Source organism: Sphingobium sp. LF-16, from assembly GCF_003711185.1.
GTDB lineage: Bacteria > Pseudomonadota > Alphaproteobacteria > Sphingomonadales > Sphingomonadaceae > Sphingobium > Sphingobium yanoikuyae_A.
This window is the reverse complement of sequence record NZ_CP029335.1, coordinates 2,973,553-2,996,017: the sequence shown is the minus strand read 5'-3', so window position 1 is coordinate 2,996,017 and position 22,465 is coordinate 2,973,553. Positions and strand designations below refer to the sequence as shown.

The 22,465-nt window shown below is 65.1% G+C and carries 16 protein-coding genes; 4 read left to right on the top strand and 12 right to left on the bottom strand.

The window, feature by feature from the left end:
• Positions 1-80: 80 nt before the first annotated feature.
• The 6 genes from DIZ22_RS13860 to araD1 all read right to left on the bottom strand — a co-directional run bounded on the left by DIZ22_RS13860 (position 81) and on the right by araD1 (position 9,274).
• A complete protein-coding gene (locus tag DIZ22_RS13860) occupies positions 81-2,909 on the bottom strand; it encodes a TonB-dependent receptor (RefSeq protein ID WP_010338082.1) in 2,829 nt (942 codons plus the stop codon).
• 259 nt (positions 2,910-3,168) lie between these two features.
• The gene (locus DIZ22_RS13855) at positions 3,169-4,602 is read right to left on the bottom strand and encodes a glycoside hydrolase family 43 protein (RefSeq protein ID WP_048937407.1); all 1,434 of its coding nucleotides are present in this window, start codon (positions 4,600-4,602) and stop codon (positions 3,169-3,171) included.
• Between the two features lie 52 nt (positions 4,603-4,654).
• On the bottom strand, positions 4,655-5,683 hold the full coding sequence (locus DIZ22_RS13850; protein WP_048937406.1) for an arabinan endo-1,5-alpha-L-arabinosidase: 1,029 nt from the start codon (positions 5,681-5,683) through the stop codon (positions 4,655-4,657).
• Between the two features lie 82 nt (positions 5,684-5,765).
• Positions 5,766-7,331 carry an alpha-L-arabinofuranosidase C-terminal domain-containing protein gene (locus DIZ22_RS13845; RefSeq protein WP_048937405.1) on the bottom strand — a complete coding sequence of 522 codons (1,566 nt, stop codon included), beginning with the start codon at positions 7,329-7,331 and terminating at the stop codon, positions 5,766-5,768.
• 19 nt (positions 7,332-7,350) lie between these two features.
• The gene (locus tag DIZ22_RS13840) at positions 7,351-8,277 is read right to left on the bottom strand and encodes a Gfo/Idh/MocA family oxidoreductase (protein ID WP_048937404.1); all 927 of its coding nucleotides are present in this window, start codon (positions 8,275-8,277) and stop codon (positions 7,351-7,353) included.
• A 4-nt stretch (positions 8,278-8,281) separates the two neighbouring features.
• Positions 8,282-9,274 (bottom strand): AraD1 family protein, encoded by a 993-nt coding sequence (araD1, locus tag DIZ22_RS13835; protein ID WP_048937455.1) that lies wholly within the window; start codon positions 9,272-9,274, stop codon positions 8,282-8,284.
• Positions 9,275-9,505: 231 nt separating this feature from the next.
• Here araD1 and DIZ22_RS13830 point away from each other — a divergent pair, with 231 nt between their 5' ends.
• Positions 9,506-10,273 (top strand): FadR/GntR family transcriptional regulator, encoded by a 768-nt coding sequence (locus DIZ22_RS13830; RefSeq protein WP_010338088.1) that lies wholly within the window; start codon positions 9,506-9,508, stop codon positions 10,271-10,273.
• 97 nt (positions 10,274-10,370) lie between these two features.
• Here DIZ22_RS13830 and DIZ22_RS13825 read toward each other — a convergent pair whose 3' ends face one another.
• Positions 10,371-11,675, bottom strand: a complete 1,305-nt coding sequence (locus tag DIZ22_RS13825) for a sugar MFS transporter (protein ID WP_004208494.1) — start codon at positions 11,673-11,675, stop codon at positions 10,371-10,373.
• Between the two features lie 125 nt (positions 11,676-11,800).
• Here DIZ22_RS13825 and DIZ22_RS13820 point away from each other — a divergent pair, with 125 nt between their 5' ends.
• A complete protein-coding gene (locus DIZ22_RS13820) occupies positions 11,801-12,949 on the top strand; it encodes an aldose epimerase family protein (RefSeq protein WP_048937403.1) in 1,149 nt (382 codons plus the stop codon).
• A gap of 1 nt (position 12,950) precedes the next feature.
• On the top strand, positions 12,951-13,811 hold the full coding sequence (locus tag DIZ22_RS13815; RefSeq protein ID WP_048937402.1) for an SMP-30/gluconolactonase/LRE family protein: 861 nt from the start codon (positions 12,951-12,953) through the stop codon (positions 13,809-13,811).
• Between the two features lie 253 nt (positions 13,812-14,064).
• Here the strand turns inward: DIZ22_RS13815 and DIZ22_RS13810 are convergent, their stop codons facing one another.
• From DIZ22_RS13810 to DIZ22_RS13790, 5 genes are all read right to left on the bottom strand, one after another.
• A complete protein-coding gene (locus tag DIZ22_RS13810) occupies positions 14,065-15,465 on the bottom strand; it encodes a HAMP domain-containing sensor histidine kinase (protein ID WP_048937401.1) in 1,401 nt (466 codons plus the stop codon).
• On the bottom strand, positions 15,458-16,144 hold the full coding sequence (locus tag DIZ22_RS13805) for a response regulator transcription factor (protein WP_004208490.1): 687 nt from the start codon (positions 16,142-16,144) through the stop codon (positions 15,458-15,460). Before DIZ22_RS13805 ends, DIZ22_RS13810 begins: the two co-directional genes overlap by 8 nt.
• Before the next feature lie 12 nt (positions 16,145-16,156).
• Positions 16,157-16,561 carry a PDZ domain-containing protein gene (locus DIZ22_RS13800; RefSeq protein WP_010338093.1) on the bottom strand — a complete coding sequence of 135 codons (405 nt, stop codon included), beginning with the start codon at positions 16,559-16,561 and terminating at the stop codon, positions 16,157-16,159.
• 64 nt (positions 16,562-16,625) lie between these two features.
• Positions 16,626-19,955, bottom strand: coding sequence for a glycosyltransferase (locus DIZ22_RS13795; protein WP_048937400.1), 3,330 nt, complete (start codon positions 19,953-19,955; stop codon positions 16,626-16,628).
• A gap of 104 nt (positions 19,956-20,059) precedes the next feature.
• Complete coding sequence (locus tag DIZ22_RS13790; RefSeq protein WP_048937399.1) at positions 20,060-20,311, bottom strand: hypothetical protein; 252 nt, start codon at positions 20,309-20,311, stop codon at positions 20,060-20,062.
• Positions 20,312-20,538: 227 nt separating this feature from the next.
• Here DIZ22_RS13790 and DIZ22_RS13785 point away from each other — a divergent pair, with 227 nt between their 5' ends.
• Positions 20,539-22,437, top strand: coding sequence for a potassium transporter Kup (locus DIZ22_RS13785; RefSeq protein ID WP_048937398.1), 1,899 nt, complete (start codon positions 20,539-20,541; stop codon positions 22,435-22,437).
• Positions 22,438-22,465: the final 28 nt, after the last annotated feature.

Sequence of the window (22,465 nt, the reverse complement as noted above, 5' to 3'; positions counted from 1 at the left end):
CCGGGGAGTTGGAGAGGGTTCCCGGAACGACCGCCATGAAAATGGGGCGCAGCGAGGAGACGCCACGCCCCATCGGGCACTCAGTCAAACTTGAAGCGAACACCCAGAGCGAAGGTCCGATCAATCAGCAGCGTGCTGGAGTTGAACTCCGTCGGATTGCCGACATCGCCGAACTTGTAATAGTTCTGCTGCTTCGCCTTGGTGATGTTCACCGCGTCGAAAGTGACGCCGATATCGTCATTGACGTTCCAGGTCAGCTGGAAGTCCAGGCTCTTTTCGGGCGCGCGCCACATGCCGATCGGGTTGGCGAAGGAGCGGCCTTCATTGTTGTTCAGGAAGCCCTTGCGCCAGATGTAGGACAGGCGGGCACCGACCGGGCCGCTGTCATAGGCCAGCGTGGCGTTATAGGACAGCTTCGACACGCCGAAGAAGGCCGACTTGGCGGTGCCGGTGATCTCACCTTCATTGTTGACGACCGGGATCGTCTGTTCGGAATCCAGGATCGTCGCGCTGCCGGTGAAGCCCAGGCCATCGAGGATCGACGGCAGATAGGACGGGAAGTAGGTGAGACCCAGTTCCACACCCTTGAGCGTGCCGTTCGAGGCGTTTTCAGGCCGGGTGATGTTGAAATATTCGGTATAGGTTTCGTTGCGCGGCAGATAGTTGTTCGGGATGAACTCACGCACGGTCAGCGGCACAACCAGACCGTCGATCTTGCGACGGAAAGCGGTCGCATAGATGGCGCTGTTGCGTTCGAAATACCATTCGATCGCAAGGTCCATATTCTTCGAATGGGTCGCACGCAGATTGGCGTTGCCCGACGAACCCGAGCCAAAGCCGATGCGGGAGAGATCGCCCGTCAGCGCCAGATTGGGGTTGAGATCGCCAAAGGCCGGACGGCGCAGCGTTTCGCCATAGTTGAAGCGGATGCGCAGATTGTCGGTCAGATTATAGCGCGCGGTGAAGGACGGCAGGAACTTTTCCGAACCGGTCGACACGGTGGTGCGCGCGAAATTATTGCCGCGGTCGAAATAGTCGTACAGCGTGTCGATCGCAACGAAGCGCACGCCAGCCTGAAGCTGCAGCGGGCGACCGAAGATTTCGACTTCACCATCAGCCATGACATAGGCGGCCAGATTGGTTTCGTTGATGCCGAACACATGGCCGAAAGTCATTTCGTCCGACAGCAACAGGCCGGGGGCTACGGAACGATAGAGGCTGCGGACAGCATCCTTGTCCATGCTGCGCGGGTCAGCCAGCACCCAGCTGGTCGGGATGTCGGCGCGTCCGTCGAAGAAGCCGCTGTTGGTGAAGGGAGTGCCCTGGCTGAAGGCCGCCAGTGTCATGCCCGGCAGGCCGCCGGCGCCCTGATCGCGGACGTAGGAATCGGCATTGCGATCATCGAAGCGGAAGCCGGCCTTGATGCGACGCAGGAAGCCTTCATCCCACTTATATTCGCCGTCCAGCATCATGGTCAGGGCGCTGCCGGTGTTCTTGGTGCCGCTGTCGAACAGGTTGCCGACGGTCCACTGGCTTGCATCGGTCAGCACGCCCTGATTGGCGAAGCTGTAGGCAGGCAGGCCGCCACCGGCGTTGAAATCGACGTCGATGTCGAGCGGGCCGCGATCGGTACGGATAGCGAAGAAGGAGGTTTCGTTCTTGCTGTCCTGATAGGCGATGTCGGCGACGATCTTGCCGCGCTCACCCACGTCCCACTTGGCGTTCAGCGCATAGACATAGCTGTCTGTCTTGTTGGTCGCCATGTCGCCGCTGTTGAAGCCGGCGACCGCGCCCATCTGGCGCGACTTGATGATGTTGGTGCCATCATAGAGTTCAAAGCTGTTGGCCACGTCGGCGGGCAGGTTGCCCCACCAGTCGGCAAAGCTGAAGTGCAGGCTGTTGAAGGTTTCCCCACGGAAGCCGGTGTAGAACACCTCGGCGGTGTAAACCGAACTGTCATTGGGCGCCCACTGGAGCGCAGCGTTGACCGACGGACGCTCGCGCTTGCCGTAGAGGTCGGAGGCGATGACGGCGTCACGCGAGAGATAATAGGGCGTTTCGACGCCGTTGATGTTGAGTGTCGAACCCGGTGCGGTCGGCAGGCCGGCGTCGAGGCCCGGCGTCCAGTTCTCGTTGGTCGCGCCAGGGAAGATACGCTGCAGCGGGGTCAGGCCCGAACCTTCGGGCGGATTCTCGGTGGCGAAGGGCACCATGGCGCCGGCCTGGAGATTCTGGTTACGATAATGGGCACGGGTGTAGCTGCCGTTGATCAGGAAGCCGATGTCGCCGATGCCGGTTTCCCAGCGATCGCTGACCAGCAGAGCGACGTTCGGATTGAACTTGTCCGCCAGCTCCGAATAGACGCCGCGCGCCAGGCCGGAAATGGTGAAGCCATCGAAGTCGAGCGGGCGACGGGTCTGGACGTCGATCTGGCCGGCAAGGCCGGTTTCGAGCTGGTCGGCCGAACGCGTCTTGTAGACATCGACCTGCTTCACGAGGTTGGCCGAGATGTCTTGCAGGGCGAAGGACGTGCCGGCGGCAGTGAAGATGTTGCGGCCGTTAAGGGTGGTCAACGGGTCGGTCAGGCCGCGAATGGTGATGGTCGCCGCTTCGCCGCCGGCGCGGTCGGTAACCTGGATGCCGGTTACGCGCTGAAGCGCTTCGACGACATTATTGTCAGGCAATTTGCCGACGTCTTCGGACACGATCGAATCGACGATCTGGGTCGATTCCTTGCGGACGTTCAGGGCGCCGACGATCGACGCGCGCACGCCGGTGACGACGATATCTTCGGTCGGTGCTTCCTGAGTAACGGTCTGCGGAGCGGCGTCGGTCTGCGCGAAGGCGGCGCCCGACAGGGTCAGCGCGACAAGCGACGCAGAACAGAGTGCGATCGGCCGGATAGCCATTTTCAAGTCCTCCCCAAGGGGCTGGCCCGTTGCCATGCCCACGAATTACTCGGACTAATTATTTCCACATGCTGAGAAGCGCAAGTGAAATATTGGGTCGGGGTTGCGCTACGTGGCACCCATGTTGCAAATTTGCCGCAGCGATTCTGGCCCGGTTTTTCGGGCGTTTCAGGCCATAAAAGGCCGAAAGGCCATGGGCTTGCGCGGCTTTTGGCGGCGCGAGCCCATGGCCCTATTTGTCAGACTCGGCGAGTCGCGTTCAGTCGGCGTACCATTGCGTGCGCGGGTCCTTGCTGCGCGCGAGGCCGATGCGCCCGTCGATTGCGGCGAGATGCTTGCCGGCGACGGCGATGGTCGCGAAGCGGACCGTACCCTGGGCCGCATCCTCGAACCGGACGAACTGGCTGCGCAGCGCGAAATCGGCGCTGCGATCATCCTTCATCAGGCTGACCGTGCCGTCCTTGGCCGCGACCAGATAATGATCGGGCAGCAGGATGGGGGAGAGCATCACGCTCTTCGCGCCGGCGCGGCCGGGCGACTGGCGGAACTGGGTCTGGGCGAGCGCGGGATTGCCCGCGATCAGCTCCGTGCCCTGATGGGCCAGCAGCGCCTTGGGATCGGCAGCCGAGACGAACCGTTCCGGCATCGCGCCATTGCCCACGGGCACGCCGAAGTCCGGGGTGCCGTCGGCCTGGAAATAGAGGCGCTGGACGCGGGTGTGGCGGTCCGGGTTGAACAGCGGGTCGCCCTGGATCGCCTCATAGTCGCGGCCATGATAGACGAGGATGTCGCGGCCCTTCTCGTCCACGGTGAAGCTGTTGTGGCCGGGGCCATAGACGCTGGTTTCGGTGCAGGTCTTGAACACCGGCTGGGGCGACTTGGTCCAGCTCTTAGGATCGAGCAGGTCGGCATTCTCGTCGGCGGTCAGCATGCCCAGGCAATAGCGCGCGTCGGTGGCGCTGGCCGAATAGGTCATGAACAGGCGACCATTGCGATGCAGGACGGCGGGGGCTTCGGCCACCTTGTAGCCGCGCACTTCCCAGTCGAGCGTGGGCACGGTCAGGCGGGTCGCCTTGCCGGCCAGATTCAGTGGCGATTCCAGCTTGGCGATGTAAAGGTTGCTGTTGGTGTTGATGCCCGGTTCCTTCTGGGCCCAGGCGAAATAGCGCACGCCCTTGTGGACGAAGCTGGTGGAATCGAGGTTGAAACTGTCCCAGGGGGCCTGGAATTCGCCCAGTACGCTCCATTTGCCGGTCATCGGATCGGCGCCGTCGCATACCACGGCATAGGTGCGGATGCGGAACACGTCGTCGCCGCCGCCGCTCGGGCCGGCGGCGAAATACATGTACCATTTGCCGTCGATCTGGTGGAGTTCGGGCGCCCAGATGAAGCCGGAGCGCGGGCCGCTTGCCTCATGGCGCCACAGCACCGCCTCCTCGGCGGTGGCAAGGCCGGCCAGCGTCTTGGAGCGGCGCAGCACCAGACGGTCATATTCGGGCACCGATCCGGTCATGTAATAATAGCCGTCATCATGCAGGAAGACCTGCGCGTCGGCGCGCTGCTTGACCAGCGGATTGACCGGAACCGGGGCGGCAACGGCCGGAGCGGCGGCACCGGCGCGCGCGGCGATCGGCGCGGCCGACAAGGCGGCAGTGCTGGCAAGGAAGCCACGGCGGGACAGGGCGAAATTCATTCTTCTCTCTCCTGATGCCGCGGCGGGACGCGGCGATAGTCAGACAATTGGATCAATAATCGGCAACGGGCCAGCCGTCAGCCCCCCAGCGCACCGGCGCAATGCGCAGGGTCGGGGCGCCGTTCGCCTGTTTGTCATAGGCATGGTAGACGACATAGTCCTTGCCATCGCGATCATGCAGCCAGCCGGCATGGCCGGGGCCGCGGAAGCGCTGCTGTTCCTGCAGGTCGGCGCGCAGGAAGATGCTGCCGCCGCCTTCCATCAGCGGGCTGCCGTCCTTGCCTAGATAGGGACCGGTGATGTCCTTGGAGCGGCCCATCACGGTGTAATAGGTGCTGTTCACGCCCTTGCAGCAATAGTCATAGCTGACCATCAGCCAATAATAGCCGCCATGATCGACGATGAAGGGCGCTTCCACCGGCGCCGGGCCGCCGGCGGGGGCCGGGCGACGCGCGATCGAATAGGGCTTGGCCTTGGGATCCTTGGGCTTGCCGGTCCTGGGATCCAGCTCGAACAGCTTGATACCGGTCCAGAAGCTGCCGAGGCTCAGCCAGTGGCGGCCATCGCGGTCGATGATGAAATTGGGATCGATCGCGTTATAATCATCCTCCCTGGTCGACATGACGACCAGCCCCTCGTCGCGCCAGCCGAAATTCTTCGCCTTGGGGTCGAGTGTCGGGCTGGTGGCAAGGCCGATGGCCGAGCGGTTCGAACCGAAGGTCGAAACCGAATAATAGAGGCGATAGCGGCCGTTCACATAGGAAATGTCGGGCGCCCACATGCCGTTGCTGCCGGGGATCGCCTGCTTGGCCCAGTCGGGCAGGGCGGTGAAGACGGGCTTGCCGGCGGTCCAGTGGACAAGGTCGGGCGAGGTCCGCGTCTCGATCAGCCGGTCGCCATGGCCGGTGCTGAAGACATGATAGGTGCCGCCTTCGCGGATGATGACCGGATCATGGGTGGGGACGAGGTCGCCGGTCAGCCGGTCGTTGAGCGTGGTGGCGGTCGGCGCAGTCGGTGCCTGCGCGATCGCGCTGCCGGCCAGCAGGGCAAGGCTTGCCAAGGTGATGATGGTCTGCCGCATCTGCCGGCCTCTCCCCAAATTATCGAAAACGAAAAATGGGCGGGCAGCCCCGAAGAGCCGCCCACCCAGTTGGCGAAAAGCCTTATTGCAGTTCGAGCACGACCACCGACTTGGGCGGCAGCGCGACGGTCAGCGTGCCGCCGCTGACCTGTGCGCCGGTGAAGGCGACGGGCTTGACGGTTTCGGGCGCGTCGAACGTGTTGTGCGAATTGATCGCCGACGCCGTCAGGATACGACCGGTGACGCCGCTGGCGCTCAGGCCATCGAGCTTCACGGTGACGGTGTTGGTCTGGTTCGGGTCGAGGTTCGACAGGCCGACATGGACCTTGCCGTCCTTGCCCTTGACCGCCGAGCCGCTGACCGCCGGCATCGTGTACTGATCCTTCGCATACCAGGGCGACTGGATGTCGATCGGCAGCACGGTGGCGTCCTGCCAGGGCTTGTACATCTCGAAGACATGATAGGTGGGCGTCAGCACCATCTTCTTGCCGTCGGTCAGGATCATCGCCTGCAGCACGTTCACCATCTGCGCGATCGCGGTCATGCGGACGCGGTCGGCATGCTTGGCGAAGATGTCGAGATGGATCGAGGCGATCAGCGCGTCGCGCAGCGTATTCTGCTGGCGCAGGAAGCCGGGATGCGTGCCCGGATCCTGGGCATACCAGCTGCCCCATTCGTCGACCGCCAGGAAGACGCGCTTCTTGGGATCGTACTTGTCCATGATCGCGCTGTGCTTGGTGATCAGCTCGTCCATGTGCATCGCGCCGTTGAGTGCGTCGGCCCAGCCATTTTCGTCGAAATCGACGGCGGGTGCGCGCGGCGGCCAGCCACCGGCGGGGTGGACATAATAATGGAGCGAGACGCCATCGAGCTTGTCGCCCGCGACGCGCATCATGGTTTCGGTCCAGTTATAGTCGTCGACATTGGCGCCGGCGGCGACCTTCATGATCTTGGTGCCGGCGGGCGCCTTGACGAACGTGGCGTAACGACGGGTTTCGTCGGCGGCGAATTCGGGGCGCATGTTGCCACCGCAACCCCACAGCTCGTTGCCGATGCCGAAATAGGGAACGGCCCAGGGTTCCTTATGGCCGTTCTTGGCGCGCAGTTCGGCAAGGCTGCCGGCGGGCGCGGTCATATATTCGACCCATTCGGCCATTTCCTGCGGCGTGCCATTGCCGACATTGCCGGCGATATAGGCTTCGGCGCCGACCTGGCGCAGCAGCTCGAAAAATTCGTGCGTGCCGACGGTGTTGGGTTCGGTCACGCCGCCCCAATGGGTGTTGACCTTGACCGGGCGGTCCTTCTTGGGGCCGATGCCCTCACGCCAGTGATATTCGTCGGCGAAGCAGCCGCCGGGCCAGCGGATCACCGGCACCGACAGGTTGCGCAGTGCGGCGACGACGTCGTTGCGGAAGCCGTTGGTGTTGGGGATGGACTTGTCGTTGCCGACCCACAGGCCGCCATAGATGCCATTGCCCAGATGCTCGGCAAACTGGGTGAAGACGCGCTTGTCATAGACGGCGCCGGGCTGGTCGGCATGGATCGTCGCCGTGGTCGGCTTGCCGCCGGTCTGGGCGTGCGCGGCCGGGGCGAGCGCGGTGGCGCACAGCAGCAGCGCGGCCGTGGTACGGCGCAGGGCTTTCAACATTCCTCTCTCCTCTCGAATGTCAGTCGTGAAATGCGTCGGTGGTTTCCCGCTTGCCGCGCAGGAAGGCGTCGGCGACCAGGCGCAGCGGGTCGGTGTCGACATCGCTGCGGCCACCGCGGATCAATGTGGCGAAGCGGCTGTAGAGGCCGGCATATTCGATATCCTCGCCATGTTCGGTGCCGCTGGGCAGCGACAGCACGGCGCCGCCATGGCTGAGCTTCAAGGGGCCGGCATCGGTTTCGACGATGATGTCCCAGCTTTGCGGGCCGGTCTGGCGCCAGTCGAGATCCATGTGGATTTCGGCGCCGGCGGTGTCGCGGAACAGGATGTCGGCGGCGATCGGCGCTGCGCGGTTTTCCGGCAGCACCAGGGTCGCGTCCTTCAGGAAGAAGGGGCGCGGCAGGATATGGGTCGCGATCGACAGGGCGTTGATGCCGGGGTCGAACACGCCCAGGCCGCCGGGCTGCCAGATCCAGGCCTGGCCCGGATGCCAGACGCGGACATCTTCACGCCAGATGATCGACACCTTGTCGATCCGCCGTTCGGCAAGCCAGGCGCGGGCCGGGGCGACGCCGGCGGCAAAGCGCGAATGCCAGGCCGCGAACAGGCTGGCCCCGACCTTGTCGGCACGGGCGCTGAGCGCGGCCACTTCAGCCAGGGTCGCGCCGGGCGGCTTTTCCAGGAAGACATGGATGCCCTTGGCCAGGGCCTGCGCCGCCAGGTCGTAACGGACCTGGGGCGGGGTGCAGAGCGCGACCGCATCGACGGCCGGACCCTGTTCCAGCAATTCGTCCAGGCTGGCATGGTGCGGCACGTCGTCCAGCCCGGCGTCATGCGGGCTGACCGTCGCGGCAAGACTGAATGCGCTGTTCCCACGGATGGCGGGGACATGCTGGTCGCGTGCAATCTTGCCGATGCCGATGATCGCGATGCGGATCGGGTCCATCGCTTCAGAGCGCCTGTACGGTCACTTCGACAGGTTCGGCACGCTTGAGCGCATTGCGCACCGGCAGGGTGAACGGCGCGGCGATGATTTCGAACACATCACCTTCCTGCGTCTGCACGCCGTCGCTGAAGGACAGGGTGGCGGTGCCGAAGAAATGGACATGGACGTCGCCGGGGCGGCGGAACAGGTCATATTTGAAATGATGATGTTCCAGGTTGGCGAAGCTGTGCGACATATTGCCTTCGCCCGACAGGAACGGCTTTTCCCAGATGGTCTGGCCGTCGCGCAGGATGCGGCTGGTACCCTCGATATGTTCGGGCGGGGTGCCGACCAGCAGTTCCGGGCCAAGCGAAGCCTGGCGCAGCTTGGAGTGGGCGAGCCACAGATAATTGTGGCGCTCGGTCACATGGTCGCTGAACTCGTTGGCGAGCGCGAGGCCGAGGCGATAGGGCATGCCGTCGGGGCCGATGATGTAGATGCCGGCGATTTCCGGTTCCTCGCCGCCATCCTTGGCAAAGGCTGGCATGGTGAGCGGGTCGGTCGGGCCGACGAGCTGCGAGCCGTCACCCTTGTAGAACCATTCGGGCTGCTGGCCGGTCTGGCCAGCGGCGGGCTTGCCGCCCTCCAGCCCTTCCAGGAACATGCGCATCGAATCGGTCTGCTTTTCGACGGCGGCCGCTTCGCGGTGCATCTTGTCGCGACCCTCGGCCGAGCCGAGATGGGTGAGGCCGGTGCCGGTCAGCTGGATATGGGCGCCATCCTCATGGTCGATCGGGGCGAGCAGTTCGCCGGCCTCGAAAGCGACACCGATGTTGACAGCATCACCCTTGCCCGCGGCGGCGACCGCTTCGGCCAGGCTGATCTTGCGGTCGATGGCATGCAGCGCGAGCGCGCGGATGCTGTCGAAACCGGGAACGAAATGGGCGGTTTCACCTTCGGCCGCGATCACGGACCGGACGCCGTTTTCGGCGCGGTGCTGCAACAGACGCAATGTCATGAAAAACTCTCCTCCCGCGCGCCGATCCATGGCGCTGGTATTGGCTAGACAATCCCGCTTTGCGCCAAGCTGGCGCGCTGCCTGGAAAGGTCGGGCAATCAGCCGAATGGCGGCCGCCTTTTCCCTTTCCATCCCTTAATTACTCCGACATATTACAGGAAGATGGTAATGGCAATGATTGTCTTTTAAGAAGAGCCATGCCTGATGAGGGGCAGGCCGAGAGGAGCGTGAATGGAACAGGGGAAGCCGCCCGGAAATGGGGCAGGGGCGGACAATGGCGGAGGGGCGGCCAAGCCGACGCGCGGCCCCGGTCGCCGGCTGCATGGCGCGATCGCGCACAAGCTGGGCATGGCGATCTTGTCCGGCCAATATCAGCCCGGCGACACGCTGTCGGGCGAAGTCGCCTTTGCCGAGGAACTGGAAGTATCGCGCAGCGCCTATCGCGAGGCGATCCAGGTGCTGACCGCCAAGGGGCTGGTCGAAAGCCGGCCCAAGGCGGGCACCCGCGTGCTGCCGCGCAATCGCTGGAACCTGCTGGACCCTGAAGTGCTGGCCTGGGCCTTTGCCGGCGAACCCGACATCCAGTTCGTGCGCGACCTGTTCGAGCTGCGCGCCATCGTCGAGCCGGCAGCAGCGCGGCTGGCGGCGATGCGGCGCGACAAGGAGGATCTGCGCATCATGAAGGATGCGCTGACCGCGATGCGCCGCCATACGCTGGCGACCGAGGCAGGGCGCGCGGCCGACCGCGATTTCCACAATGCGATCCTGAACGCGACGCGCAATGATGCCTTGCTGACGCTGACTGCCAGCATCGGCGCGGCGGTCAACTGGACCACCCAGTTCAAGCAGCGCGCCCGCGCCCTGCCGCGCAACCCGATTCCCGACCATGTCCGCGTCTATGACGCGATCGCGGCGGGCGATCCGGTCGCGGCGGCCGAGGCGATGGGTGTGCTGGTCGACCTGGCGCTGGAGGATACGGCGAGCACGATGGGGCGCTGAGGGGAGGCGCCGTAGGCGCCTAGCAAAACAACCCAAACAGAAAAGGCCGGGGTGGCGATCCACCCCGGCCTTTTCTGTTTGGGTCCAAGCCTGACGTTTAGTGCAGTTCCGGCTCCGGCAGCGCCTGCGTCGTCTTCGATCCCCACAGGGCGTAGAAGAGGACATAGAGTTCGCAGGCGGCGGTCAGCAGGAAGCTGGTCTGCAGGCCATAATGGTCGGCCATCCAGCCCTGCACCACGACCAGTGCGCCACCGGCGATTGCCATCACCAGCAGGCCCGAACCTTCTTCGGTCAGCGGGCCGAGGCCCTTGATGCCGAGGGTGAAGATGGTCGGGAACATGATCGAGTGGAACAGGCCGACCAGGATCAGCGACCACATGGCGACCGGGCCGGTGGTGAAGACGGTGACCATCATCACGATGAAGGCACCGACCGAGAAGGCGGCGAGGACATGGCCCGCGTCGAACTTTTGCATGATCGCCGAACCGGCGAAGCGGCCGACCATCATGCCGCCCCACAGCAGCGACAGATAATTGCCGGCCTGCTCATGGGTCAGGTTGGCGATGGTCGGCTGGCTGACGAAATTGACGAACAGGTTGGCGACGCCGATTTCCGCGATCAGATAGATGAAGATCGCCGGGATGCCGAACACCAGGTTGCGGTGCGACCAGAGCGAATGCTTCTTGCGCTCTTCCTTGGCCAGGCGCGAGGTCGCGCTGCCCATGGCGGGCAGGGGGAAGCGGGCGATGACGAAGGCTAGCACCACCAGCACGATCGCGACCAGCACATAAGGCAGGATCACCGACTGGGCGTCGGCCAGGCGTTCGGCCTGGGTCAGGACGACTTCGCCCTGCGCCGTGCCGGCCTTCGACCGGCCGAGGATCAGATAGGCGCCGAACATCGGGGCCAGCATCGTGCCGGCCGAGTTCATCGCCTGCACCAGGTTGAGGCGCGACGAGGCGGTTTCCGGTTTGCCGACGACCGCGACATAGGGGTTGGCGGCGACCTGCAGCAGGGTGATGCCGCTAGCGATCACGAACAGCATGACCAGGGTCACGCCATAGGAGGGGATCGATGCGGCGACCGTCATGCCCAGCGCGCCGGCAGCCATGATCAGCAGGCCGATCACCAGCGACTTCTGATAGCCGACCCGCTCGATCAGCTTGGCCGAGGGAATCGAGGCGACGAAATAGGCGATGAACCAGACCGATTCGATCAAGGTCGTCTGGGTATAGCTCAGCTCGAACACGCTGCGCAGATGCGGCAGCAGCGTGTTGTTGATGACGGTGATGAAGCCCCACATGAAGAAGAGGCTGGCCAGCAGCGCGAGCGCGGGCCCATAACGCGTGCCGGGGTTATGCGTTGCGACCGGCGCAGCGCCTGAGGAAATCGGTCCTGCCATTCATCCTTCTCCAGTGCAGTTCCACTAGCTGACGAGACCGATCTAGGGTTGCGTCCGCTTATTTTGTCGGAGTATATCCCCCGTAACCGCCCGTCAATGGGCGTAGGTTTCACGAGAGGAAGTCCATGCGAAAGGTCGTCGATTTGAAAACAGCGCTGTCATACGCACTGGCCCTGTCGCTCGCAAGCGGCACGGCGATGGCGGCGGATGCCAGCCGTGCCCCGGCCGGCAAGCTGGCGGACGGCACCGCGATCGAGACGATCACGCTGAGCAACAGCCATGGCGTGTCGGCCAAGATCCTGAGCTATGGCGCGACGCTCCAGTCGCTGTCCGGCCCGGATAAGGACGGCAAGAGCGCCGATGTGCTGCTCGGCTATGACGATCTGGCCGGCTATGTCGACCATCCCAACTTTTTCGGCGTGACCGTAGGCCGCTATGCCAACCGCATCGCCGGCGGCAAGTTCAGCCTTGATGGCAAGGCCTATCAGCTGCCGCTCAACGACAAGGTCAATTCGCTGCATGGCGGCGGCAAGGGCTTCGACAAGCAGGTGTGGAAGGTCGTGTCGGTCAAGAGCGGCCCGGTCGCGACGCTGATACTGTCGCTGGTCAGCCCCGATGGCGATTCGGGCTATCCCGGCAAGCTGGACGTCACCGTCACCTACACGCTGGATGAGAGTGGCAATCTGGGCATTGCGTTCGACGCGAAGACCGACAAGCCGACCATCGTCAACATGACCAACCATGCGATCTTCGACCTGGGCGGCGAAGGCTCGACCGACGGCGCGCTGGGCCATGTGCTGACGATTCCGGCCAAGGCCTATACCCCGGTCGATGCCAACCTGATCCCGACCGGCGAACTGAAGCCGGTGGAAGGCGGCGTGTTCGACTTCCGCAATGGTCGCCGCGTTGCCGACGGCATTCGCGATGGCCATGATGCGCAGATCATCGCGGGCCGCGGCTATGACCATAATTTCGCGCTCGACAAGGGGCTGACCAAGATGCCGGGCCTGGCCGCGCGTCTGGAAGATCCGGCATCGGGCCGCGTCCTCGAAGTGCTGACCACCGAGCCGGGCGTACAATTCTATACCGGCAATTTCCTGGACGGCACCTTCATCGGCAAGAACAGCCATGTGTATCGCATGGGTGACGGCATCGCGCTGGAACCGCAGAAATTCCCCGACTCGCCCAATCAGCCGAGCTTCGTTTCGGCGCGGGTCGATCCGGGCAAGCCCTATCATCACCAGATGGTCTATCGCCTGTCGGTGAAGCGCTGACATGACCGCCTGGCGCAAGATCGAACGCGGCGATATCCGCGACACGCTGGGGGAGGGGACGCTCTGGTCCGCCCGTGAAAATGCCGTCTATTGGGTCGATATCCTCGCCCCGGCGCTCAACCGCCTGTCGCTCGACGATGGCCAGGTGTCGCGCTGGGCCATGCCCGAACCGCTTGGCTGGGTGGCCGAGCGGGCGCAGGGCGGCTTCATCGGTGGTTTCCAGAGCGGCTTTGCCAGCTTCACGCTGGACCCGCTGGCGATCACCCCGATCCATGATCCCGAACCGCATCTGCCCGGCAATCGCATGAACGATGGCAAGGCGGACAAGGATGGCCGCATCTGGTGCGGCACGATGGACATGGCCGAAGGGCAGGATGTCGGCGCGCTCTATCGCCTCGATCCCGATGGTTCGGTCACAGTGATGGACGATGGCTATCGCGTGCCCAACGGCCCGGCCTTCTCGGCCTGCGGCGAGTATCTCTATCATAGCGATACCGGCCGCCGGATCATGTATCGCTTCTGCCGCGGCCCGGACGGAACGATTCACGATCGCCAGCCCTTCATCACCTTCACCGAAGCCGATGGCCATCCCGATGGCATGACGGTGGATGCCGAAGGCTATTTGTGGGTGGCCCATTGGGGCGGTTCGCGGATCAGCCGCTTTTCGCCCGAGGGTAAGCTCGATCGGGCGATCGAACTGCCAGCCAAGCAAGTGACCAACATCACCTTCGCCGGTCCCGACCTCGACCGCATGTTCGTCAGCTCGGCCGCGATCGGCCTGCCCGAATCCGACTATGACGGCGCCTTTTTCGAGGTGGAATGCGGTGTGAAGGGCCTGCCGACCAATCTCTACGGCGGCTGATACAAGCCGACCGACAGAAAATAAGCCGCCGGCCTGCAAGGGCTTGGCGGCTTTTTTCATGTCCTGCGACGAGCCGTGGCAAATCGCTGTTGCAACCCCTGCGGCTACGCGCTAATGCGCAGGACAACGTTGTCACTCCCCTCTCCAAAAGGGTGGCAATGCTTCATCCCGGTCGATGGCCGGCGACTGCACGCGCTACGCTGTCGGCCGGGATGTGCCTTTCCCCTGAAATCGCTGGAAAATCGGGCGCTGCTCAGGCGGGGCGGCGCAGGCGCAATGTCGCGCGCAGGCCGGGTGCGGCATCGCCCAGCAGCAGTGCGCCATGATGCAGCCGTGCCACGGCCTCGACCAGCGACAGGCCCAGCCCCGATCCGGGCTTGGTGCGCGACGGGTCGAGTCGGCCGAAGCGTTTCATCGCCGCCTCATGCTGGTCGGCGGGAATGCCCGGCCCATTGTCGCTGACACTGATGCTGAGCGCGTCGCTATCCATCGCGGCTTCAAGCGCGATGCTGTCGCCGCCCTCGGCATATTTCAGCGCATTCTCGACCAGATTGGCGATCGCCTGGCTCACCAGTTCGCGGTGGAGCGGGAAGGCGAGGCCGGCGGGGGCGGCGACATGGAGGGTGAAGCCGCTATCCTCGATCAGCGGGCCATAGACTTCGGCCAGATCCTTCAGCAGTTCGGCGATGGGCGTGTCGCGCATCCGGTCGCTGCCGAAGCCTGCCTCGGTACGGCTGATGAGCAGGGCGGTCGAGAGCATCCCCTGAAGCGTCTGCGCCTCGCGATGGACCTTTTCCAGCGCGTCGAGCGCCTGGTCGTCGCGGGTCTGGGTGCTGGCCTGCTCGACCACCGAGAGCAGGCGGGTGACGGGGGATTTCAGATCATGGGCCAGGCCATCGGTCATCATCCGCAACTGGCTGACCAGCGCGTCGATGCGCTCCAGCATGGCGTTGATCGACAGGCCCAGCCGATCGAAGGCGTCGCCGCTGCCGTCAGTGGCGACCCGGCGATGGAAGGCGCCGACGGCGACCGCATTGGCGGTGTCGGCGATCGCGGAGATCTGGCGTGCCAGCACCCGGCCGAGCAGGATGGCGATGATGAGGGTGAGCAGCAGGCTCATCAGGAAGGCGATGGTCAGCGCCTCCTCATAGATGCGGGTCAGTTGCAGGCTGTGGGACGTGACGATGCCGGCGAGCAGGCGGCCGCCATCGGGCAGGCGGGATGTGCTGACGCCGATCGGCTCGGGCTGTTCGCCGCCGATGCGATACAGCTCGATCGTGCGCCAGGGGGTATTGTCGGGAATTGTCGTCGGCCAGGCGCCCAGATTGCCGGCGACGATCCGGCCCTGCGCATCGGTCAGCAACAGCACGATGCGTTCGCTGCGCACGGTGGGCAGGCGCCGTTCGATATCCTGCCGCAGCCCGGCCGCGCCGCGCTCCCGCGCGACCCGCAGCAATTCGTCGCGCAGGTCATGGACGGCATCGCGGTCGGCGGCGACGACGGTGCGCTGGCTCGCCTGCTGCACGAACAACAGCACGCCGCCGGTCACCAGGAACTGGCAGAGGAAGGCGAGCCCGACGAAACGGCCGATGGTCGACCGGGCAAAGCCGCGCCAGCCGGTCGCAGCCCCGGCCCGCGCCTCCACCTCAGCCATCGAGGCCCAGGCGATAGCCCATGCCACGCACCGTATGCAGCAGCGGCCGGTCCGATACGTCGTCCAGCTTGCGGCGCAGGCGGCTGATATGCACGTCGATCACATTGGTGCCGGGGTCGAAATGATAGTCCCACACGCCTTCCAGCAACATGGTGCGGGTGACGACCTGGTCGGGGTGGCGCAGGAAGAATTCGAGCAGGCGAAATTCGCGCGGTTGCAGGTCGATCGCCTTGCCGGCGCGCTTCACCCGGCGGGCGAGCAGGTCCATGTCGAGATCGTCATAGCGCAGGCTGGTGACGACCGCGGCATTGCCGCCGGCCTTGCGCAGCAGCAACTGCACCCGCGCGAGCAGTTCGGCAAAGGCGAAGGGCTTGGTCAGATAATCGTCGGAGCCGCTGGTGAGCCCCTCGACCCGGTCCTCGGGCGTCCCGAGCGCGGAAAGGAAGATGACCGGGGTTTCGATGCTGGCGGCACGCAGCGCCTTCAGCATCGCCATGCCGTCCATCGCCGGCATCATCCGGTCTAGGATGATCGCGCCATAGCTGCCGTCGCTGGCGAGGAACAGGCCGTCACGGCCATTATCCGCCTGATCGACGGTAAAGCCCGCCTCGGTCATGCCCTTGACGATATAGGCGGCGGTGGCGGCATCATCCTCCACCACCAGAATCTTGTGGCTCATGCGCGCGGCCCCCTAATCTGGCGAACGGTCGAGCGCCACCATGCGGACGGCATCCTGATGCCGCAAGCCCAATATGAGATGGGCGTTGCCATGCTGGCTGAGATAGGCATTGGCCTGGTCCAGCGAGGCGATCGGCGTGCCGTCGATACGGATGAGGTCGTCGCCCACGGCGATGCCGGCGCGGGCTGCCGGGCCGCTCGATTCCATGCTGGTGACGACAAGGCCGGTGCCGGCCGGCTCGGCATTTTCCAGCGTCAGCCCCGGCAGCAATTGGGCGCTGGCGCCCGACACGCTGCCATGATCCTCCGCATCGCGGCGGACGTGCAGGAAGAAGGCGCCGCTCATCAACGCCGCACACAGCGCCAGGCCGATCAGCAGGCGGCTGGTTGCGGTCTTGTCTATGCGCGGGGCCTCCATGTTCCTGGCCATGTCCTGAGCTGTGTTTGCGGGTAGAATGGGCGAGGCGGGGTTACGTGTCATGTTACACTTTGTTCATGCCTGGGGCCGCCGCAGCCGGCGTGACCGAGACGCGACCCGACCGCTCCAGCTTGCCCCATCCCACGACCCAGCCGCCAATGGCCGATGCGATCGCGCGCACCACCACCCAATACATGATCTGACGATAGACGAAGCGCTGGGCAACCAGCAGATGGGCGGGGTAGCGCACCTTGTTGCCGTCGAGCCGATAGGCCATCCAGCCGCAGGCAATATCGATGCCGGTGAACACCAGCCAGTAGAGCGCCATGGTCGCGACGTCGCCGCTGGTCTGGGCCCAGCCATGCTGCTGCACGCGCAGGATCGTCCCGGCGATCGACAGCAGCAGCGCCAGATCGATCAGCGGCGAGATGGCGGCAAAGACGATCTGGAACAGCCAGGCCTGCGGCATACCGACCAGCGCGAGGCCGGTCGGCTTGCGGCTGCGCAGGATGGCGGCATGTTTCCACAGGCATTGCAGCGTGCCGAAGGCCCAGCGATAGCGCTGCTTCGACAATGCCCTGAAGCTTTCAGGCGCCTCGGTCCAGGCGACCGCCTCGGGATCGAAGGTGACGCGCCAGCCGGCGCGCTGGATCGCGATGGTCAGATCCTGATCCTCGGCCAGCGTGTCTTCGGGATAGCCGCCGACCGCATCCAGCGCCGTCCGGCGCCAGGCACCGACGGCGCCGGGCACCACGGTCATGGCGTCGAAGCCGGCGAGCGCGCGCCGCTCCAGATTCTGCGCGGTGATATATTCCAGCGCCTGCCAGCGGGTGACGAGATTGACCCGGTTGCCGACACGGGCGTCACCGGCCACCGCGCCGATCGCCGGATCGGCGAACCAGCGCGCCAGCCGCGCGATCGTGAGCGGCTCGAACTGGGTGTCGGCGTCGAGCGCGATCAATATCTCGCCGGTGGCATCCTTGAGGGCGCGGTTAAGCGCCGCCGCCTTGCCGCCATTCTGCAAGGTCAGCAGGGTGACGCGCGGATCGTCGGCAAAGGCGCGGGTGACGATGGCGCTGGTCTCGTCCTTCGACCCGTCGTCGGCGACGATCAGCTGCAATGCGGGATAGTCGCTGGCCAGCACACGGCGCACCGATGCCTCGATCACCCGCGCCTCATTATAGGCAGGGATGATGACCGAGACGGTCGGCTGATAGACCAGCGGGGCCGGGCGATCACGCCGGGTCTGGAACCAGGCGAGGAAGGTCATCAGCAGCGCGCGGGCGATGCCGAGCGAGATGGCGACATAGAAGATCCAGCCGAGCAGGGCCGAGATGACGGCCAAGGTGATGAACATGCCGACATCGACGCGCACGGCGGTCAGGTCGCCGGCACGGACCGGCGGCATTGCTGCTTCGCGCGACAGGCCGGCAAGGCGCGACACCGGTACGAAGCGATAGCCTTCCTTCTGCAAGGTGGTGATGATCTGCGGCAGGGCGGCGACCGTCTGTGAGCGTTCGCCGCCACCGTCGTGCAGCAGGATGATATTCCCGGACCGTTCGGCATCGGCGGCATGGACCTGATCGATCACCTGGCGGACGATCGTATCGGTGCCGGGCCGCTGCCAGTCATTGGGATCGACGTGCAGGCCGACGACGGTATAGCCCGCCTTCTGCGCGGCCAGTGCCGGACCCAGTTCGTCCGCCGTGGTCGGTTCGGCGTCGCCGAAATAGGGGGCGCGGAACAGCTTCATGCTGCGCCCGGTATAGGCCTGGACCAGCCGCTGGGTGGCGTTGAGTTCGAGGCGCGTGCTCTCGTCCGACCAGGTGGCGAGATTGGGATGGCTGTAGCTATGGTTGCCGATCTCGTCGCCGTCGGCGACGATCCGCTGCAACAGGCCGGGATGCTCCAGCGCATTTTCGCCGATGACGAAGAAGGTACCGGGCACATGATGCTGTTCCAGCACCGCCAGGATCTTGGGCGTCCAGGTCGCGTCCGGGCCGTCGTCAAAGGTCAGCGCCAGCATCTTGGGTTGGGCGCCGCCGGTCCGCCGCACCTGATAGGGGGTGGGCAGGACATGATAGGTTTCGCGCAGGATCGTCCCCTGCGGGCCAAAGGCGATCGAGCGGCTGCCGTCGGTCGGCGTGGCGGTGATGCGCAATATCTCGCCCGATCCCTCGACATCGGTGTCGAGCTTGCTCGCGACCTGGCGCAGGTCGGGCCGGCTGCCGTTGCGGAAGGCGGTGAGATCGGACCAGATGCCCGGATCCTCGCTGCCCAGCCGCCACAGCGCTACGCCCTGGATGCCCAGACGGCGCAGCGCCTGCAGCTCGTTCCAGCTGGCGGCGGCGTCGAGCATCCAGACCTGATGGCGATGGCCGTCATCATCATAGGCGAAGCCGGCATTGCCGCTGGCGGGGTCGAAGCTGACCGGGGCGTCGCTGTCATGGGCGGCGAGCCAGGCTTCGTCGAGCGACAGGGCATCGGCGCCGCCATCATGCCAGTCATAGCCATAGCTGCCGAGCGCGACGATGATGCGATCGCGGCCGACGCGGCGGCTGGCATCCTCGACCGCGCGGGCGAACCAGTCCTGCGCCGCGATCGGGCCGGGCGTGCCGCCCTGCCAGTGCTGGTCATAGGCCATGAAGATGACATGGTCGGCGATCTGGCCGAGGCGGGCGAGCGGCCATTCCTCGCCGGCGGGGGCGGTCACCGCCAGCTTGGCGCGGGCGGGCAGGTCGCTGCGCAACTGACGCAGGAAATGGAGATAGGCGGGCAGCGCGCCGGACGGCAGCGATTCAAAGTCCATCACCAGCCCGGCATCATGATGCGCCGCGACCGAGGCGGCGAGCCGCTGGGCGAGCTGGCGGCTGGCGGCCGGATTGGCGAGCAGGCGGGCGGTGCCGGCGCCGTTCCAGCCATGGGCGTCGAGATTTTGGACCATCGGCAGCAGCTTGGGCGGTCGGCCCATGCTGGCGATCATCTGGTCCAGGCGCGGGTCGGCATGGAATCGGGGCGCGGGATCGCTGCCCGGCACGGTCACAAGGGCGGGCACGACCCAGTCGAGCTGGCCGACATGACGGCGCAGCGAGGCGATGCTGCTTTCGTCATCGGGGACATAGAAGCCGACATTGAGCGGACGGGCCTGTGCGACATGGCCGGGCCAGCGCGGCAGCCATTTGGACAGGTCATGGCGCAGCCGCGACATGCCGGTCAGATGCGCGGCGCGTGGCTGGGGCAAAGGCAGCGCCAGATCGCCTTCCGACGGGACGGCGATCAGCGTCGTCGCAAAGGCAATGGTGGCGGCGATGATGGCGCACAGCAGGGCGGCGAGGGCGCGCCGCGCCCAGATGCCGCGCCGGCCGGTGGGATCGAAGAAAATGGGTCTGGTCATGGCCTGTGGTCCGCGCGTCGCTACTCCTCTGCGACGATGACGCGGCAATAGGCCGGCCCGGCTTCCCGCCGGATGATCCCATCATGAAATCTTGGTCATGAACCTTATCGCGCGGTCCAGCGATCAGCGAGGCGCACCGGCTTCCACAGGTCGGGGCCCATCAACAGCAGCGCCATCCCGCCGCTGGCACAAAGAAAGGCCAGCGCGGCGAGCGACAATTGGCCGATGGTGACCGCTGGATGGCCATGGGCGAGCGCAGCCAGGGCGCGCCCTTCGGGCCAGAGCGTGGCCAGCAAGGCTAGGCCGAGCAGGCGCAGGCCGATCTTCAGGGTCCAGCGGGGACGCCAATCTTGCATCGCATGCCGCCTCCGTTGCGGCGGCATCGCAATTAAGCGGACGGGCATAGGGATGCGAGACAGGGAACCGGCAGATTGCGTAGGGATTTCATAGCATTTGAGGCGCATACGGGCCGTCCGGGCCGGAATCATATACGAATCCTATGCCGGGGAGGGCAGACCCCTATGGTTTTCAAATGGCCTTTCATGGCATGGCGGCCCGATAGAAAGACGAAGGGCACGCATAGATGACTGAACAGGGGGATCCGGCCGCAGGCCAGGATCGCACGCCGCATGGCCGACCGGCTGCGCTTGCGCTCGGTGCGCTGGGCGTGGTGTTCGGCGACATCGGCACCTCGCCGCTCTATGCGCTCAAGGAAAGCTTCGTCGGCCATCACCCGCTGACGGTCGATCCGCTGCATATCTATGGCGTCCTCTCGCTGATCTTCTGGACGATGACGCTGATCGTCACCGTCAAATATGTGTTCATCGTCATGCGCGCCGATAATGATGGCGAAGGCGGCAGCATGGCGCTGCTGGCACTGATCGGCCGGCGGCTGGGCGAGACCCGCTGGACCCCGGCGATCGCGATGCTGGGGGTGCTGGCGACCGCGCTCTTTTATGGCGACGCGATCATTACGCCGGCCATTTCGGTGCTCTCGGCGGTCGAGGGCCTGACCATCGTGCAGGCGAGCCTGGCAGATATGGTGCTGCCGATCGCGATCCTGATCCTGATCGCACTATTCCTGATCCAGCGCTTCGGCACGGCGATGGTCGGCATGGCCTTTGGCCCGATCATGGCGATCTATTTCATCACGCTCGCCGCGCTCGGCATCGCCAATATCGTGCAGCACCCCGAAATCATCGGCATCGTCAATCCGCTCTGGGCGATCCGCTTCTTCGCGATCGACCCCAGGCTCGCCTTCCTGGCGCTCGGCTCGGTCGTGCTGGCGGTGACCGGGGCGGAGGCGCTCTATGCCGATATGGGCCATTTCGGGCGCAAGGCGATCAGCATCGCCTGGCTCTATGCCGCCTTCCCCTGCCTGATGCTCAACTATCTGGGGCAGGGGGCGCTGCTGCTCGACAATCCGGCGGCGGCACAGAATCCCTTCTTCCTGATGGCGCCGGACTGGGCGCGTCTGCCGCTGGTGATCCTGGCCACCATGGCGACGATCATCGCCAGCCAGGCGGTGATCTCGGGCGCATTCTCGGTTACGCAGCAGGCGGTGCAGCTGGGCTTCCTGCCGCGCCTGCGCATCCTGCACACCAGCGCTTCGGCGGCGGGGCAAATCTATGTGCCGCTGATCAACTGGCTGCTGCTGATCTTCGTCATCCTGCTGGTGCTGGGCTTTGGCAACAGCAGCAATTTGGCGGCCGCCTATGGCATCGCAGTGACCGGCACGATGGTCATCACCGCCTGCATGCTGGGCGTGCTGACCTTCAGCGTATGGCGCTGGCCACTGCCGGCGGCGGCGGGCGTCACCGGCCTGTTCCTGATCATCGACGGCGCCTATTTCGCGTCGAACGTGACCAAGATCCCCGATGGCGGATGGTTCCCGCTGCTGGTCGCGGCGGTGGTCTTCACCGTGCTGACCACCTGGGCGACCGGGCGGCGGATCATGCGCCATTATCTGCGCGAAGGGGCGATGGAGCTGGACCTGTTCGTGCGATCGACGCTGGCTTCGCTCAAACGCGTGCCGGGGACGGCGATCTTCCTCTCCTCCACCACCGACGGCGTGCCGCCGGCGCTGCTGCACAATGTGAAGCATAACAAGGTGCTGCACGAACGGGTCATCATCCTGACCGTGCGCACCCAGGGCGTGCCGCATCTGCCGTTGCAGGGGCGCACGACGGTGGAGGATCATGGATCGGGTTTCTACCGGCTGATCCTGCGCCATGGCTTCATGGAGGATGTGGATATTCCGGCGGCGATGAAGTCGGTCCATGACTGTGGCGGGCCGATCAGCGTCAAGGACACCAGCTATTTCCTCAGCCGCCAGACGCTGATTCCGTCGGAACGGCCGGGCATGGCGATGTGGCGCGAAAAGCTGTTCGCCTGGATGATCCGCAATGCCGAAAGCCCGATGGCCTTCTTCAACCTGCCGACCAACCGCGTGGTCGAGCTGGGGTCGCAGATCGAGATCTAAGGCTTTCCTCGTTGCCGTCATCCTGACG

Coding starts and splice junctions, on each gene's coding strand:
- araD1 (WP_048937455.1), bottom strand. CDS start 9,274: ATGACATTGCGTCTGTTGCAGCACCGCGCCGAAAACGGCGTCCGGTCC.
- DIZ22_RS13840 (WP_048937404.1), bottom strand. CDS start 8,277: ATGGACCCGATCCGCATCGCGATCATCGGCATCGGCAAGATTGCACGC.
- DIZ22_RS13855 (WP_048937407.1), bottom strand. CDS start 4,602: ATGAATTTCGCCCTGTCCCGCCGTGGCTTCCTTGCCAGCACTGCCGCC.
- DIZ22_RS13850 (WP_048937406.1), bottom strand. CDS start 5,683: ATGCGGCAGACCATCATCACCTTGGCAAGCCTTGCCCTGCTGGCCGGC.
- DIZ22_RS13815 (WP_048937402.1), top strand. CDS start 12,951: ATGACCGCCTGGCGCAAGATCGAACGCGGCGATATCCGCGACACGCTG.
- DIZ22_RS13785 (WP_048937398.1), top strand. CDS start 20,539: ATGACTGAACAGGGGGATCCGGCCGCAGGCCAGGATCGCACGCCGCAT.
- DIZ22_RS13860 (WP_010338082.1), bottom strand. CDS start 2,909: ATGGCTATCCGGCCGATCGCACTCTGTTCTGCGTCGCTTGTCGCGCTG.
- DIZ22_RS13795 (WP_048937400.1), bottom strand. CDS start 19,955: ATGACCAGACCCATTTTCTTCGATCCCACCGGCCGGCGCGGCATCTGG.
- DIZ22_RS13810 (WP_048937401.1), bottom strand. CDS start 15,465: ATGGCTGAGGTGGAGGCGCGGGCCGGGGCTGCGACCGGCTGGCGCGGC.
- DIZ22_RS13805 (WP_004208490.1), bottom strand. CDS start 16,144: ATGAGCCACAAGATTCTGGTGGTGGAGGATGATGCCGCCACCGCCGCC.
- DIZ22_RS13800 (WP_010338093.1), bottom strand. CDS start 16,561: ATGGAGGCCCCGCGCATAGACAAGACCGCAACCAGCCGCCTGCTGATC.
- DIZ22_RS13790 (WP_048937399.1), bottom strand. CDS start 20,311: ATGCAAGATTGGCGTCCCCGCTGGACCCTGAAGATCGGCCTGCGCCTG.
- DIZ22_RS13820 (WP_048937403.1), top strand. CDS start 11,801: ATGCGAAAGGTCGTCGATTTGAAAACAGCGCTGTCATACGCACTGGCC.
- DIZ22_RS13845 (WP_048937405.1), bottom strand. CDS start 7,331: ATGTTGAAAGCCCTGCGCCGTACCACGGCCGCGCTGCTGCTGTGCGCC.
- DIZ22_RS13830 (WP_010338088.1), top strand. CDS start 9,506: ATGGAACAGGGGAAGCCGCCCGGAAATGGGGCAGGGGCGGACAATGGC.
- DIZ22_RS13825 (WP_004208494.1), bottom strand. CDS start 11,675: ATGGCAGGACCGATTTCCTCAGGCGCTGCGCCGGTCGCAACGCATAAC.